Annotated in this window: 12 protein-coding genes, 3 tRNA genes and 1 riboswitch; of the genes, 11 read left to right on the forward strand and 4 right to left on the reverse strand. The window is 34.5% G+C overall.

Going from position 1 to position 15,893, the window contains the following annotated elements; genetic code table 11:
- The first annotated feature begins 3 nt into the window (after positions 1-3).
- Positions 4-1,398, forward strand: a complete 1,395-nt coding sequence (locus Q2T46_RS11560) for an ATP-binding protein (protein ID WP_303265352.1) — start codon at positions 4-6, stop codon at positions 1,396-1,398.
- Between the two features lie 102 nt (positions 1,399-1,500).
- Positions 1,501-2,955: a Gmad2 immunoglobulin-like domain-containing protein gene (locus tag Q2T46_RS11565; RefSeq protein WP_311062249.1), complete on the forward strand. Its 1,455-nt coding sequence runs from the start codon at positions 1,501-1,503 to the stop codon at positions 2,953-2,955.
- Between the two features lie 13 nt (positions 2,956-2,968).
- On the opposite strand, the gene yyaC is transcribed toward Q2T46_RS11565, so the two are convergent.
- Positions 2,969-3,514, reverse strand: a complete 546-nt coding sequence (gene yyaC / locus Q2T46_RS11570; protein ID WP_303265350.1) for a spore protease YyaC — start codon at positions 3,512-3,514, stop codon at positions 2,969-2,971.
- Between the two features lie 74 nt (positions 3,515-3,588).
- On the opposite strand from yyaC, the gene Q2T46_RS11575 reads away from it, so the two are divergent.
- The gene (locus tag Q2T46_RS11575; protein WP_303265349.1) at positions 3,589-4,257 is read left to right on the forward strand and encodes a hypothetical protein; all 669 of its coding nucleotides are present in this window, start codon (positions 3,589-3,591) and stop codon (positions 4,255-4,257) included.
- A gap of 24 nt (positions 4,258-4,281) precedes the next feature.
- Here Q2T46_RS11575 and Q2T46_RS11580 read toward each other — a convergent pair whose 3' ends face one another.
- Complete coding sequence (locus Q2T46_RS11580; RefSeq protein WP_303265348.1) at positions 4,282-6,651, reverse strand: phosphodiester glycosidase family protein; 2,370 nt, start codon at positions 6,649-6,651, stop codon at positions 4,282-4,284.
- Between the two features lie 269 nt (positions 6,652-6,920).
- On the opposite strand from Q2T46_RS11580, the gene Q2T46_RS11585 reads away from it, so the two are divergent.
- The 5 genes from Q2T46_RS11585 to Q2T46_RS11605 all read left to right on the forward strand — a co-directional run bounded on the left by Q2T46_RS11585 (position 6,921) and on the right by Q2T46_RS11605 (position 8,521).
- A tRNA-Pro gene (locus tag Q2T46_RS11585) sits at positions 6,921-6,996 on the forward strand.
- A 6-nt stretch (positions 6,997-7,002) separates the two neighbouring features.
- Positions 7,003-7,078, forward strand: a tRNA-Val gene (locus Q2T46_RS11590).
- Positions 7,079-7,132: 54 nt separating this feature from the next.
- Positions 7,133-7,218 (forward strand) — tRNA-Tyr (locus tag Q2T46_RS11595).
- Between the two features lie 275 nt (positions 7,219-7,493).
- Positions 7,494-7,994: a peroxiredoxin gene (locus tag Q2T46_RS11600; protein ID WP_099253682.1), complete on the forward strand. Its 501-nt coding sequence runs from the start codon at positions 7,494-7,496 to the stop codon at positions 7,992-7,994.
- Positions 7,995-8,017: 23 nt separating this feature from the next.
- Positions 8,018-8,521: a rubrerythrin family protein gene (locus tag Q2T46_RS11605; RefSeq protein WP_099253683.1), complete on the forward strand. Its 504-nt coding sequence runs from the start codon at positions 8,018-8,020 to the stop codon at positions 8,519-8,521.
- A gap of 228 nt (positions 8,522-8,749) precedes the next feature.
- On the opposite strand, the gene Q2T46_RS11610 is transcribed toward Q2T46_RS11605, so the two are convergent.
- The gene (locus Q2T46_RS11610) at positions 8,750-10,462 is read right to left on the reverse strand and encodes an IS1634 family transposase (protein WP_303263384.1); all 1,713 of its coding nucleotides are present in this window, start codon (positions 10,460-10,462) and stop codon (positions 8,750-8,752) included.
- A gap of 253 nt (positions 10,463-10,715) precedes the next feature.
- Positions 10,716-10,818, forward strand: a riboswitch (SAM riboswitch).
- Between the two features lie 72 nt (positions 10,819-10,890).
- Between Q2T46_RS11610 and metK the strand changes: the two genes are divergently transcribed.
- Complete coding sequence (metK, locus tag Q2T46_RS11615; RefSeq protein ID WP_099253684.1) at positions 10,891-12,078, forward strand: methionine adenosyltransferase; 1,188 nt, start codon at positions 10,891-10,893, stop codon at positions 12,076-12,078.
- A 112-nt stretch (positions 12,079-12,190) separates the two neighbouring features.
- Here the strand turns inward: metK and Q2T46_RS11620 are convergent, their stop codons facing one another.
- Positions 12,191-12,796 (reverse strand): HD-GYP domain-containing protein, encoded by a 606-nt coding sequence (locus Q2T46_RS11620; protein ID WP_099253685.1) that lies wholly within the window; start codon positions 12,794-12,796, stop codon positions 12,191-12,193.
- Between the two features lie 244 nt (positions 12,797-13,040).
- Between Q2T46_RS11620 and Q2T46_RS11625 the strand changes: the two genes are divergently transcribed.
- Together Q2T46_RS11625 and Q2T46_RS11630 are read left to right on the forward strand one after the other, a co-directional pair.
- Entirely contained in the window at positions 13,041-13,610 is a 570-nt protein-coding gene (locus tag Q2T46_RS11625) for a hypothetical protein (RefSeq protein ID WP_099253697.1), read from the forward strand.
- Between the two features lie 67 nt (positions 13,611-13,677).
- Positions 13,678-15,891 carry an ATP-dependent RecD-like DNA helicase gene (locus Q2T46_RS11630; protein ID WP_303265347.1) on the forward strand — a complete coding sequence of 738 codons (2,214 nt, stop codon included), beginning with the start codon at positions 13,678-13,680 and terminating at the stop codon, positions 15,889-15,891.
- Positions 15,892-15,893 lie beyond the last annotated feature (2 nt).

Below are 15,893 nucleotides of genomic sequence, written 5' to 3' on the forward strand. Positions count from 1 at the left end.
AAATTGAGTATAAGATGGAAGATTTTTTCGGTTTATTTTATTATTCTTATTGTTTCACTTGCATCGACAGGCATTTATCTTTTTAATAATATTTATGAAAGTTATCTTGCAAACGAAAGAGTCACTAATTTGACGCAGGCCAACATGATTGCTAATTTGGTTTCAAAATTTATAGGCGTTTCATCGTACTTGATTGAGCCAACTATTGTGGACTATTCCAACCAGATAAATTCAAGGATTCTTTTTACTGATGTCAATGGAAAAGTAATTGTTGATTCGGCTGGCAATGGAGGAATTGAAGGCAAAGATATAAATAGCTATAGTGACGTTAAATCAGCTCTTAAAGGCACCGGCTCTACTAGTATACATTATATTACTGGTTCTGGCTGGACAATGTATTCGGCAGTTCCTGTGACTATAAAAAACGAAATTGTAGGAAGTGTTTTATTATCTACTTCAATTGATGATGTTATGAATTTTTTGTACTCAATAAAGATGCAGATGATTTATACATTTACGGCTATAGGCTCTATTGTAAGTATACTAAGCTTGATTGTAGCCGCCTTTATTACAAAGCCTTTAAAAAGGCTTACAGATGCTACTAAAGTAATATCAGAAGGAAAATTTGATTACAAAGTAGATGTGAACGGAAATGACGAGATTGGGAAGCTTGCGGATGCATTTAACGATATGAGTACAAAGCTTATGAAGATTGATGATGAAAGGAAGCGTTTTGTATCAGACGCATCACATGAGTTAAAGACGCCGCTTGCTGCTATAAAGGCTCTTGTTGAACCGCTTATATCCAGTGATAATGTGGATATATCTGTTTATAAAGAGTTTTTAAAAGATATAAATTCAGAAGTAGATAGAATGACGAGGCTTGTAAATGAATTGCTGGTCTTAGCTAGAATTGATAAAATTCGTTCAATAGAAAACAAAACGGAAAATATTAGTGAGATAGCTTACAATGTCGTAGAAAACCTTGAAGCAATAGCAAAGCAAAAAGGTGTTTCTTTGATATTTGAAAGCGATAAAAATATTTTTGCTGACGTAGATGCAGATAGATTTTACAGAATGATATATAATGTGGTTGAAAATGGCATAAAATATACTCCAAGCGGTGGTACTGTGAAACTAAATCTTAACTCTGATGATAAAAATGTCTACATAACTATTTCCGATACAGGAATAGGCATAAGTCAGGAAACACTTCCTAAGGTGTTTGAGAGGTTTTCAAGAGGGGATACTGCAAGGTCACAAAAAACTGGTGGCTTTGGTCTTGGGTTGGCTATTGTAAAAGAGATTGTAGACCTTCATAAAGGACATATTGATGTTAAAAGTACTGTTGGGAAAGGTACTGAATTTTACATAACAGTTCCTATTAAAAATGTTTAAATATTTATATTGATTATTTATTAAAATTTAAGAAATTTTAAGATTCTGTTAATACAGTTGTAATAAAAATGCTGTATCATATAATTGAGGAGGGGATTAATGATGAAAAAGATGTTTCTTATTATGATATTAGTCGTGGCAATTTCGTTAACAGGATGTTTTAACAAACCAAAAAATAAAACGGAACAAAATGCCCCTATAAGTCCGAAATCTACCGTGCAGGCTGTTAAAGAAGTTTCATTGTATTTTCTAAATAGCAAAATGTCGGGATTAAATATGGAAACAAGAAACATATCGGAGAATGCCGATATTTTGAAACAAGTTATATCTGAATTGATGAAAGGACCTACTGACCAGTATTCGAAGCCAATTATTCCGGATAGTACTAAACTTTTGTCTGTTCAGTTGAAGGATACAACTGCTTATGTAAACTTTTCTAAAGATTATATGTCAGCAACAGATATAGATGGAAGTACAGCGAAATATATGGTGGCTGCACTTGTAAATACACTGACAGGGTTGCCGAATGTAAATAGTGTTCAGATATTAGTTGAAGGAAACAAAATAGACTCATTGTATGGGTATAAAATAGGATTAGATCCATTAACTAGAACTGTGCTAACAGGAGAAGTCTATATCGACAAGGAAAGAGTTAAAAAGCTTCAAGAGAATGTATCTCTTGGAAAGGAGTCCTGGAGGCTGGATCCAATAAAAGTCATGCAAGAGGAAGGCGGAGTTGTTGGTTTCTCACCTGATGATGATTTTTCGTTGGATTCTAAAAAAGATGGCATAGCCTTGATAAATGCTACACATGACAACAAATCGTATATGATAACACTTATCCAACCTGAAGGTGATAAGGATGGCAATATATGGGTAATAAGTAATGTCAAAGCTAAGTTTACAAAGATACCGGAAGCAGATCCGACAAAAGGAGAAACTTTTATCTATGGTATAGTTAAAGCTATAAATTACGATACGAGAGTCGTGACTATAGAAAGGGAATATCAAGATTCCAGAGATATAAATAATGAAGCAGGTCCGGATATTAAGGTATTACCGAATGCTATAATTCATCGCCAAGCGAAAGTTGGGTACGACAGCCAAGGAGGATACCAATATTCTGAAACAGATATGAGTTTTTCTGACATAAAAGTAGGCGATGAGCTTGGCATGATTTTGACAAAAAATAAAGAGGCAAGAGCTATTATTGATTCTGATAAAAGTAGTATTACTACTGCTGCTAGTCAAAATGCAAACATAATCGTCTTATCACCTATGAAAAATAATAGCGTATCAAGTCCTGTTAAAGTAGTAGGGAAGGCTAGAGTTTATGAAGCAGTTGTGAATATTAGGATCTTGGATTCGAATGGAAATATTTTATCCCAGACATCTGTCCAGGCAAGTGCAGGTGCACCATCGTGGGGAGATTTTGAGGCAGACATACAGTATAAGCCATTGTCGACACCACAGGATGGTACACTACAGGTATTTTCTTTGAGCCCAAAAGATGGCTCTGTCCAAGATCTAGTATCTATACCTTTATACCTTAAGTAAATAAATAGTTAAATTAACTCTGACTTATGTCAGAGTTATTTATTATAGAAGCTTTTAAGTAAAAGGCTCTATGGATACTCATTGCGATAATTTCAGCCATTTCAAATACAAATCCAAGCCTTGTATTATGTATAGGAATAATATCAAAAGCGTCTATGACGCCTATTATAGATATGTCACCAACAGCAGGAAGCACTTTTCCTACACCTTTTCCTGGATATATTGGTGATTTTTTTATTGATATTTTACCAATATTATCTTTGTCTCCAAGACAAGCGTCGACAGCTATTATATTGCTGTAAGGATGCTTTCTCTTTATGTATGCAATGTTTTCTTCAAGATTTATGGCGTGTATAGGATTTTTTAAGGTCCCATATACATTTATGCCATTTACCATTTTTGAAAGCATATCTCCAACAATCGGACCTAAAGAATCACCTATGCATTTGTCTGTACCTATGCACAGTATCACAGAATCGAAATTTAAGTATTCTGCTAAGTATGCAGAAATAAGCTTTATAGCATTTCTATCATCATATTTTACCCGCAATTCATCCATAAAATCTTCCTCCAAAAATTGTATTAAAAGCAATGCAGAAAGAAATAATAAAATTATTCGAAGGGAGTGATTGCGTGAGAAAAACCATTGCCTACATTTTATTTATTTTCGCTGTTACGGCTGTCAGTATTATATTTATGCTGGATCTTTTTATAAAAGAACAGCCAATATTACATATAAAGGATACCTATGCACAGGAAAATGCATATACTTTGCCTGTTGAAGAATATCAGCAAAACGACTTGCAGAAAACTGTGTTTAACAGTACGCCTTATGAATCACAGAAAAGTAATAATTCTGAAGTGAAAAATGTAAATGAGAGCATTGATATTAAACAAGAAAATTCAAAAGAAAAAGATAATCAAGAAAGTGACTTAAGGAATTTTAATGAAAAATCTCTCGATAAGCTTATTCAGCAAAGAGAGAGAAATTTTGAGAAGATTACAGAAAATAGTTCGGTAACAGAAAATGACAAGAGTTTAAACATGAATAGGATTGTAGTTACACCTGAGAAAATTTTAAGCGTACAAAAAGAAATGGATTTTACCACAAAATCTAAGGCCATAGGCATATTGATGAAATTAGGACCATCAGGTATTGGTGAGATTATGAAGATGTCTCAAGATGGGGTAACTGCCGAAGAAGGGTATAAAATGATGGATATCCTAAAAGAACACCTCTCAGAAGATGATATAAATTTTTTAAAAAGCATTGCAAATAAGTATTTTACAGACACAAAGTAAAAGATGCGCTTTAAAACGCATCTTCTACTTTGTGAATAAGTTTTTATCTTGATAGTAAATATCTTTTCCATTGACCATTATTGAGATATACCTTGCATCAGTATATATATCCATTTTTCCTCCACCATAATTTGTACCATAATTCGATATATACCTTATGTTGTCATTTAATGTTGTGTAAAAAGGAGCACTACCGTTATATATTATCCACACACTTTTGCCTGTATTTTCTCTGAATTTTTGAAGGGTATCTTCAAACAACTGAGCTTCTCTTGTATCTTTAAATCCATCAGAGCCCCATACAGGTTTAGGCAAAACTATAAATAAATTATCACCTTTTACGTTGTTTAGCGCATTTAGAAACCAGCTCCACTGGTCTTTGTTTGATGAAAGCAAGCCGCCTTTTGTGTCATCTAGCGTTATAAATGTAGAATTTCGAAAATCGTATACTCCGTATGAATTACCTGCTTTTATGTATTGAATGTTCAACGATTTTAGAACTCTGTCATTTACATCACCTGTAAAAACTATAAGAGGATAATCTTTGTTGGCTGTATCTGCAGCTTTTAATGAAATTTGAAGTCTTAAAAGTGTGTCATAATCTGTGTTACCAAATACCATAAATTTAAATGAATTATTGGTATTGTTAACATCCATTTCTTTATTTCTGCTGTCAAGTGATACAAAATCTAATGGCTTTGGAAGTTGCGATGCGTCAAAATCTGACCCTTGTCCGACTTTTACAAGAAGATTTCCGACTTTACCATTTATATTTGCTGATAATGCACCTGATACGTCTCCATTGGATGCTGTAAAGACACCGTTACTTATAGTACCTACGTTATTGTACACTGTCCAATTTATATCTCTGTCTTCTATTGGTGCCCTATATCCGTTTAAATCTTTACCTGTTACAGAAATAGATACTGTAGAACCTTTATTTATATTTAATGAATAAGGGTTAAATCTAATGTCTGCAAGCGTATCTAATGCTTTTATTTTTAATGTGCCTGTAACATTTCCCACTCTTGCAGTGATTACGCCATCACCAGCACTTTCTGCTAAAAATTCATTTCCGTCGAATTTTCCCGCAATGCCATTTATAGAAAATGATACGTTATTTTGATCTATCTTTACTGGCTGATAATTTTCATCGTAACCTTTTACTGTGATGGATCTGTGAGTACCTACAAAGACATTTGAGCTGTCAGCTTCTAATTTTAGTGCATAAAGGTTTCCTGCTGGGGCTGTGTTAAATACGCCTACGCCATTTGCAACATTTCTTTCATAACCTGGTACGGTATTTTGAAGTTTTGCCTGGCTGTCCCCTAGTTCTCTAACTGCCATTTGAGTTGAGCCACCGCCATCTAAATTCATTGCATCATACGCACCGAAATTGATCATCAATTGGGCTAATTCTTTTTCTGTCATTCCTCTTGTGTTTGCATTGTCGACTGTCGCTATAATTACATGTTTCCTGTCCTGCGTATACCCTATGGCTGTTCTTGCGTATATGCCGTCTACGTTATCAGTAAATTGCTGTGGGATAGACCCGTTTGATACAAGAATAGTCCCACCGCTTACAGCCATTTTGAAATTGTCAAATGGAGGGTCTGTAGATATATTTTTGATTACAGTATCACCATATTTAAGATTTAATAAAGTTGAAGCGACATTGCCAGTAGCATCTATTGAATAGCCGCCATCAGGAATTAAAGTGGGTCCCTTCCCTTGCCTTACATCTACGACTTTGTTGTTGCTATCAACTATAACTTCAACAAGATCTTTGTAATTATCGCTGACACCGGGCGTATTTGAATTCCAATCTTTTGTAAAGATTACACATGATGTGCCATTGCTTAATGAACCAATATTGTTTAATGCACTTATGGGTGTTTGACTTCCATCTGGAAGTGTTATATTTAATGAAGTACTTTTCCAATAGCCTATAGATGGATTGTTGTCTTTATCAATTGCAAACGTGGCGTAGTTTCCTTTGTAATAAGGAACAGTCAAAAGGTTTCCATTTTTAACTGATGCACCTATGATAAATCCCTGCTTTGTATCAAAAAAATCGCCATTTACTGCTGCTATTGCACCATTTCCGTTTGCCATGTCTTCAACATTCATCCTATCTTTAAAACCTGATGGATTGAAGATGGTTGATATGGATGTATTGCTGTCATTTAGGTCAATGTAAAGAACATTGACATTTATAAAACCATCTGTAGTGAAATATGTAATATTTTTTTGTGTAACTCCTTTACTGAGTACTTGCTGGTTCTCATTTGTAGTGATTACAGAATACGCATTTGCAGAAATGCTCTGCATAATAACAGAAGAAAATATGAGTAGTGAGACTAAACTTAAACTTATCAGCTTTCGGCAGTTCAATGAAATCCCTCCTAAAAATTTTCCATTTTTATATAACCATATTGTACCTTTTATATATTACAGCAATGTTACAATTTGATAAATTAATAATAAAAACTGATATTATTATTGCCATTTTTGAGTATAATAATGATGTCAGAGCAATAACGAGTATAATTGAAAAATATCAAAAAATAGCGAGTTATTTATCAAAAATCGCCCAAAATGGAGAATAATAAATCTTGTATAATTATTTGATTTCTACTATAATCAAATATGTCGCAAGACGCCGGGGTGTAGCGCAGTTGGTAGCGCACGTGCTTTGGGAGCATGGGGTCGGGGGTTCGAGTCCCTCCACCCCGACCATAACATGGTCGTATAGCTCAGCTGGGAGAGCACCTGCCTTACAAGCAGGGGGTCATAGGTTCGAGCCCTATTGCGACCACCATTTTTATTAAGTCGATAGAGGATAATTTTATTGGTTTAGAATATAATATTTCATGGAGGGATACCCAAGTGGCTAAAGGGGGCAGACTGTAAATCTGTTGGCTCATGCCTTCGATGGTTCGAATCCATCTCCCTCCACCATAGAAGTTAGGCTGTAAGGCCTTTTTTTATTTTGTCATTTTTTCCTGCTATCATTAATTTTCAAATCTCAAATAAAATGTTCTAAGAAGATATTTTTTTATCACAAGTGATAAATATTTTCAACAAACATATTGACATCAAAAATAAATGGTGTATAATAGTACTTGTGAAGGGAAAATGATTATTAATGGAAAGGCGATATTAATAGTTTTCCCTGTATGTTTACGAAATTTTAGTAGTTAAATAATAACTTATGTGAAGAGGTGTGGTTACATATGTCTTTGGTGGGGAAAAAAGCTCCTGATTTTAAATTAGACAGCACTAAAGGTCCTATATCTCTATCCGATTATAAAGGGAAATGGGTTGTATTGTTCTTTTATCCACTCGACTTTTCGTCCGTATGTTCTACTGAGATACCAGAGTTTAATAGGATGAAGCCTGAATTTGACAAACTTAATGCTGAGTTATTAGGCATAAACACAGATAGCGTTTATTCCCATAAGGCGTGGATAGAAAGCCTTGGGGGAGTCGATTTTCCGCTTTTATCTGATTACAATAAAGAAGTCACCAAACAGTATGGTATACTTATTGAAGATGCTGGTATTGCTTTAAGAGCAGCATTTATCATTAACCCAGATGGAATTATTGATTATGAAGTTGTACATGAGCCAGTAATCGGCAGAAATGTCGATGAAATACTAAGAGTGCTTAACGCACTTCAAACAGGCCATGCTTGTCCTGTCGGCTGGAAACCGGGGGATAAAGTATTAGATTAAAAAAATTAAGGAGGAGATTTGAAATGAGAGAAATGACGACAAAAAATCTAAGTGATGCTTACGCTGGTGAAAGCCAGGCACATATGAGGTACCAAATATTTGCTGATGTTGCAGAGAAGGAAGGCAAACCAAACATAGCGAAGCTTTTTAGAGCTATATCGTACGCAGAACTGGTTCACGCTACAAATCACTATAGGACATTAGGAGAGATTGGAGATACTGTAGCAAATCTTGACAAAGCTATAGCAGGTGAGACGTTTGAGGTAGAAGAGATGTATCCTGCATATAGAGCTGTTGCAGATTTACAAGAAGAGAAATCTGCAGACAGAAGTTTTCATGGAGCGCTGGAAGCTGAAAAATTACATGCAAAGATGTACACAGATGCAAAAGCTGCAGCATTGAAAAATGAAGACATAAATATTTCTAAAGTTTATATTTGCCCAGTATGTGGCTATACTGCAATTGATACAGCACCAGAAAAATGCCCTGTATGTGGTGTATCAAGAGATAAGTTTGTTGAATTCTAAAAGGCAAAAATAACCCCTTCATTATTCATATATAGTTAATTTATTAGTGCTTGGGAATACTCAAGCACTTTTTACGTGCAGACTAAAATTTTTTAAGTTGACTTCTTAAATATACTGTGTTATTATATCCTGACTTTTGCAGCAAAAAAGGATAAAAAAAGCCCATAAGCCCTTTAAAATGAAGGCTTTCGGGCTTTCTGTTTTTGTCAATAAGTTGTAGTGGAAATGTCATTTTTTTACTTCTCCTAAAATTTTTTTAATCTCTCCTAATGTCATAATCTTTTTCCCAAAATCAATACCTAATTCTTTACCTATATCTTCAAGAACATCATTATTAAAATCAAACAGGTAATAATTTTCTTGTATGTAACTGCAGGATGCTTTTGCTAGACTCTCAAGTATAGCTGAAACAGAATATTTTCCATTTAATCTATATTCAAGTATCCTCACAATTACAAGTGATATAAAGCATATCAGAAAATGAGCATCAATATGCTCTTTTAGTGATAAATACACCGGTCTGCTTTCGATATCACTTTTAGTTATTTTAAAAGATTCTTCTATTTTCCAAAGGCCACGGTACATTTCAATAATTTTATCATCAGATTCTTTGTATTCGCTAGTAACTATTGCATAGTATCCATCAAATCTTTCTTCTTCTTTTAGTTTTTCCTCATCAAATGCTAAGTGTTGATGAGCACTTTCTAATATTTCGCCAGTTTCTTCATCAAAAATGAGATTCTTTACATATTTGGAAGCACCGTAAGATGTAGCTTTATTGTATTTTGCTGGATTTTTAATTAGGTCTTTTGCTTTCTCTATTGTAGCAGCTCGTTCATATTTTGCTTTTAAGGCATACTCTTCACTATAGAAAATAACCTGTTTTTCATCAACTACCTTTTTCATTTTTTTGCCTTTAGTGGTGGTTACTAATATTTCTCTTGGATAAAGTCTGGATTTTATCTTGAAGCTATCTCCTCTGTATGTATATCCATTTTCGTCAAGGACATATTTCTTAAATTCCTTATCCGCACAACGAACAGAATAGCTAAATACATAACCATTACCAGCAGATAAAGTATACCAAATGTTATCGCCAGTAATGATGCCTTTATCAGCAACTACAATAATTCTTCCCAAAGAATAATCATGTTGTATTTTCCTTAACATAGGCATAAGTGTAGTTTTATCTAGAGCATTACCAGGAAAAAGTTTATATGTAATAGGTATACCATTGGTGTCCATAAATAATCCCATCTGCACAATTGGATCTGGTCTATGTTCTTTAGAAACGCCTTTTTTACGCAATTCATCTTGTTCATCAATTTCAAAATAATAATTGGTAACATCGTAATAAACTAGATTAGTATTTCGTTCATATAAAGACTTAATATGCTCATGAACCCAAAGTTGCAAAGCATCACTATGCTTATTGAAAAAAGATAAACATCTGTAGATATCATCCAAAGAAAAATCAGACCTCTCAAAGAATATATCTCTATTCTCATAAGTCTTTTTCTTTGAAGCAGGATACAATAAGCGTGAAAATACGAGAAGTTTCATAATAGCATTAGCATCATACTCTTCTTTTGAATGACGCTGCCTGTTTTTCAAAAATTTATCCAATTCAAGCTCATGATAAATCTTACTAAATGCAGCATAGCCAAAGTTTTTACGGTTATCCGTATTAACCAAAAGTCTTTCATTAGGAGAAAAATTAAGAGCAATTGGAGCCTTTTTCATGGCTTTTTGTTCATTCAATTCTTTAACCTTTTGTTCAAAAAAAGCGATAGGATCATCGTATTGTTTTTGAAGTTCATCGAGGTATCCAAGGGATTTAATAGTAACAGTCCTTGTATGCCCTCTTTCTTTATCGCGATATCCATCTGCAATAGATAAGTATATTCTTCCGGAACTACGTTTGCTTTTCTTTAAATACACATTAAACTCCCCCAATAAAATTCAATATAACTATATTATACCACAATCCATAATAATCCGCAACCAAAATATGACAAAAATTTAAAAAAATTTTACCCGGAATCGTTAGTAAAATTGCTGGTTCCGGGTTACGCTACATAAAATTTTGCTGCAAAACTAGGGTACTCAAGCACTTTTTACGTGCAGACTAAAATTTTTTAAGTTGACTTCTTAAATATACTGTGTTATTATATTTTAAGTTAAATAACGAAAACTCTTATCAAGAGAGGTGGAGGGAGGAGCCCTATGAAGCCCGGCAACCTGTCTTTATGACAAGGTGCTAATTCTCGCAGAAGGTAACTTCTGAAAGATGAGGGTGATTGTGCCTCTTCTTTTGGAGAGGTTTTATTTTGTTTAAGGTCTTTTATGAGATAAAAAGGAGGATATAAATGAAAAAATATTTTACTTCAGAATCTGTAACTGAAGGACATCCAGATAAAATTTGTGACCAAATATCTGATGCAATAGTTGATGAAATACTTAAAAATGATCCATATGCAAGGATAGCATGTGAGACGGCTGTAACAACAGGAATGGTTTTAGTTATGGGTGAAATTTCTACCAAGTGTTATGTGGACATACCTAAAGTCGCAAGAAAAGTCATAGAGGAGATAGGGTACACTCGCGCAAAATATGGTTTTGATGCAAGTACATGCTCTGTTCTTACATCTATTGATGAACAGTCTCCTGATATAGCGCTTGGAGTTGACAAAGCATTGGAAGTAAAAAAAGGTATTTCACATGATGACCTAGAAGAACAAGGTGCTGGGGACCAAGGCATGATGTTTGGATATGCATGTACAGAGACTCCTGAGCTTATGCCACTTCCTATATCGCTCGCTCATAGACTTGCTCGTAGACTGGCAGAGGTCAGAAAAAATGGTACATTAGATTATCTAAGGCCTGATGGAAAGACACAGGTAACAATAGAGTACATTGACGATGTTCCGAAGAGAGTAGACTCGATAGTCGTATCAACACAGCATTCACCTGATGTTGACCATGACAAGATAGAAAATGATGTAAAAGAATATGTCATAAAGCCAATTGTTCCGCCAGAGCTAATTGATGAGGATACGAAGATATACGTAAATCCGACAGGAAGGTTTGTTGTCGGTGGGCCACAAGGCGACAGTGGGCTTACAGGTAGAAAGATAATAGTTGATACTTACGGCGGATATGCTAGGCATGGCGGTGGAGCTTTTTCTGGCAAAGATCCGTCAAAAGTTGATAGATCTGCTGCATACGCTGCAAGGTATGTTGCGAAAAATATTGTTGCTGCTGGCCTTGCTGACAAGTGCGAGGTTCAACTGGCGTATGCGATAGGTGTTGCTACACCATTAGAAGTAAATATTGATACTTTTGGCACTGGTAAGATTCCTGATGACGAAATATCAGATATTGTAAAGAAAGTATTTGATTTAAGACCTGCTGCAATCATAAGAGATCTTGATTTAAGAAGGCCTATTTATAGGCAAGTTGCTGCATACGGACATTTTGGGAGAACAGACCTTGACCTTACATGGGAGAGAACTGATAGAGTAGAAATACTAAAGAAACTTGCTTTCAATAAATAAATTTTAAGCCCGGAAAAATTCCGGGCTTGCGGCACTTTTATATATCTATAGCCGCATTAATAATGTGTACGCTACGCTAATAATATTATAACACATAATTTTAAAAAATCTATTAGATGGCAATTCCCTTATTATGATTATTTTTATCAAGAGATGATTTGCTGTTTTTTAATACATTTTCCAGCGCTGAAACTAACATCTGATTGTATTTTGTACCGCATTCTCTTAAATCTTGAATTGCTTCCTTAAAGCTTTTTACCTTTTTATAAGCGTATAGTCTTTTATTTGTCATAGCATCAAAAGAGTCACAAATAGCTACTATTTGAGCACTTAATGGGATAAACTTAAGACCGTAAGGGTACCCCGAGCCATCCAATCTTTCGTGATGGTATAAAACAGCAGGTATTAAATACATAAGTGGAGGCAGCACTTCCAGCATATTTGCACCGTAACTGGAATGCAATTTGATAAGATCGTATTCTGCATCTGTAAGTTTGTCTGGCTTTGCTAAAATGCTAATTGGTATCATCAATTTGCCTATATCATGCAGAAGTGCACCTTTATATATTGATATCTGTTCCTTTGGCTCCAATCTAATTATATTAGCAATCTTAAAAGATAATTTTGCAACTCTTAGACTGTGTTTGTATGTCTCATAATTATAGTTTTTTAGTGACATCAAAAGATGCGATATAAGTTTATCTTCATCATAATTCATATTCTTTTTCTCCTTTTTTCGACATTTTCTATTATATTATAAATTTTGATAACAGTCAATAAATGTATATGTTGTAATAAAATTCAAAAAAAAAAAAAAAAAAAAAAAAAAAAAAAAAAAAAAAAAAAAAAAAAAAAAAAAAATCAGAAAATTATGATTAATTCTTGATAATTATTTATTGACTTTGGAAAAATTATCTTATATAATAAATACAAACATAAGTTCGCACAAAGGAGTAATGGAGATGAGAAATGTTGAGATGCCAGATGTGTACCTTGCTATTTTACCTTATTATATAGATGAATACGGAAATGGAACAGAACTTATAGACTTGGATGGTAATGTATCGTATATAAAGTGCAGTGTAAAAAGTTGCTTAAATAAGACGCTAAAAAGATATGCTGTAGACTTAAGTGCTATAAGAGAAAAGTATGCGAAAAGCCTTGGCATAAGAAATTCATTTCCAATTCCATTAGCTCGTGACTTTACTTTGATACAGTTAAAGGTGAGGATCCCTAAGGTAGCAAAGGACACTGCTTACGGATATATATGTTATGAAAAAATAAGGAAGATAGAAGAGTGTGCATCATTTAGTTTAATATACGTAGGTGAAAGCAATATAAAAGTTTATCAAAAGAAGGCATCAATAGAGAAACACATGAGAGATGCTTCTATGATGAAGACGTTTTTTGCTAATTTAGATTCGTTAAATTATGACGACAAAGCCATGTACAATCTTCCTGCAACAAAGGCAGATATAGCACTTTTATACGAAGAGATCGTTAAGATAAAGTTTAAAATTGAAAAAATGTGATATGTGCTTCAAATATAATTAAAAATAATATACAATGTTAATAGAATAAGGCAAAGTAGGGATAAGAATGGTGGAAATAGTAGGTACGGTTGAGGAGATAATATTTAAAAACGAACAAAATGGATATGCTGTATTAGAGCTTAATTCTAAAACAGATTCTATTACTGTTGTGGGCTATATGCCGTACGTGGGAATCGGTGAGACTTTAAAGATTGAAGGAGAATGGATGACACACCCTGATTATGGGGAACAGGTAAAAGTATCAAAGTATGAAATGATAGCACCATCAACATTGTACGGCATGGAGAGATTCCTTTCATCAGGACTTATAAGAGGCATAGGACCTGTTATGGCAAAGAAGGTTGTCTCAAAATTTGGACTCGATTCACTTAATATAATAGAAACACATCCTGAGAAGTTAATGGAAATACCGGGTATAGGCGAAGAACGAGTCAAGATGATAACTGAGTCTTACGAAAAGCAAAAAGGCTTAAGAGATGTGATGGTGTTTTTGCAGGGGTACGGTATATCTACCACAAATGCCATAAAAATTTACAAACAGTATGGAGATGATTCAATAAATCTTATAAAGCAAAACCCGTACAGGCTATCTGATGAGATATTTGGAATTGGATTTAGGACTGCCGATAAAATCGCTTTTGCAATGGGTGTTGATGCACATTCAAGCTACAGAATTTCATCAGGGACGAAATACGTTTTAATGCAGTACGCTGCAAATGGACATACATATGTACCTCTTGACTTATTATCAAAGGAAACGGCTAAACTCCTTGATGTATCTGAAGAGGAAGTGAATGATTCCCTTGTGTTTTTGGCTCAGAGCGGCAAGGCAATGTTTGAGACATTTGAGGATGGATCTCACGGTGTTTATTATATACCATATTATACGGCAGAAAACAATACAGCAGATAAGATAATGAATATGACATTGACAGATGTGAATCCTGGTGACATCGATATAAAAAACGAAATATCGAAGATAGAAGCTGATATGGGTATTAAGCTTGCAGATAATCAGAGGCTTGCAGTCGAAGAGTCTGTAAAAAATTCAATCCTTGTAATAACTGGAGGACCTGGCACAGGAAAAACCACGATAATAAATTTCATAATAAGGCTATTTATGAAATTTGGAAAATCAGTTGCTCTGGCTGCTCCAACGGGTAGAGCTGCAAAAAGAATGACTGAGGCTACAAGCTTTGAAGCAAAGACAATACACCGCCTCCTTGAATATTCTTACACGGAAGAAGAGGGCAGGGGATTTGCAAAAGACGATAAAAACCCATTGTCTGAGGATGTCATCATAATTGATGAAGCATCTATGATAGACATATTGTTGATGAATGCTTTGCTTAAGGCGATTCCCTTAAGCTCTAGATTGATACTTGTGGGAGACGTTGATCAGTTGCCATCTGTAGGAGCAGGCAATGTTTTGAGGGATATAATAGATAGCGGTTTAGTTAAGGTAATAAGGCTTAATAAAATATACAGGCAGGGTAAAGAAAGTCTAATTGTAGTAAATGCGCATAAGATAAACAATGGTGAATATCCCGTATTAAATGATAGAGAAAATGATTTTTTCTTTATAAATGCCGCTACACAAGAAGAAATATTGAAAATAATACTGGATCTCAACAAAAGGAGGCTGCCGGAGGCCTACGGCTTTAATCCTTTTTCAGACATACAGGTTTTAAGTCCCATGAGAAAGGGCTTAATCGGTGTGATAAATCTCAACAACGAGCTGCAGAAATGTCTCAATCCACCAAAAAAAGGATTGAATGAAAGGCAAATGAAGGATTTTACCTTCAGAGTCGGGGACAAAGTCATGCAGATAAAGAATAATTACAAGATGAAGTGGACAAAAGGGGATGAGAAAGGCGAAGGCGTTTTTAATGGCGATATGGGAATCATTGAATCTATAGATAATGATGCACAGGAACTCACTGTTTTATTTGATGATGATAAGCAGGCTACTTATGATTTTGCAGATATTGATGAATTAAGCCTCTCATACTGTGTAACTGTTCATAAGAGTCAAGGCAGCGAATTTCCGGCTGTAATCATGCCAATGAGCTATGGCCCGCCAATGCTTTTAACAAGGAATCTTTTGTATACGGCTGTGACAAGGGCAAAAAAACTTGTTGTCATTGTGGGACAAGAAAAATATTTAAAAAACATGATAGATAATAATCTTATATCAAAGAGATACTCCGGCCTTTTGCCAAAACTTAAAAAGGCGCTTAGATTCATGATAAAAAATTAATT

This window comes from Thermoanaerobacterium sp. CMT5567-10 (assembly GCF_030534315.2).
Classification (GTDB): domain Bacteria; phylum Bacillota; class Thermoanaerobacteria; order Thermoanaerobacterales; family Thermoanaerobacteraceae; genus Thermoanaerobacterium.

Coding starts and splice junctions, on each gene's coding strand:
- Q2T46_RS11565 (WP_311062249.1), top strand. CDS start 1,501: ATGAAAAAGATGTTTCTTATTATGATATTAGTCGTGGCAATTTCGTTA.
- yyaC (WP_303265350.1), bottom strand. CDS start 3,514: ATGGATGAATTGCGGGTAAAATATGATGATAGAAATGCTATAAAGCTT.
- Q2T46_RS11600 (WP_099253682.1), top strand. CDS start 7,494: ATGTCTTTGGTGGGGAAAAAAGCTCCTGATTTTAAATTAGACAGCACT.
- Q2T46_RS11605 (WP_099253683.1), top strand. CDS start 8,018: ATGAGAGAAATGACGACAAAAAATCTAAGTGATGCTTACGCTGGTGAA.
- metK (WP_099253684.1), top strand. CDS start 10,891: ATGAAAAAATATTTTACTTCAGAATCTGTAACTGAAGGACATCCAGAT.
- Q2T46_RS11620 (WP_099253685.1), bottom strand. CDS start 12,796: ATGAATTATGATGAAGATAAACTTATATCGCATCTTTTGATGTCACTA.
- Q2T46_RS11625 (WP_099253697.1), top strand. CDS start 13,041: ATGAGAAATGTTGAGATGCCAGATGTGTACCTTGCTATTTTACCTTAT.
- Q2T46_RS11630 (WP_303265347.1), top strand. CDS start 13,678: ATGGTGGAAATAGTAGGTACGGTTGAGGAGATAATATTTAAAAACGAA.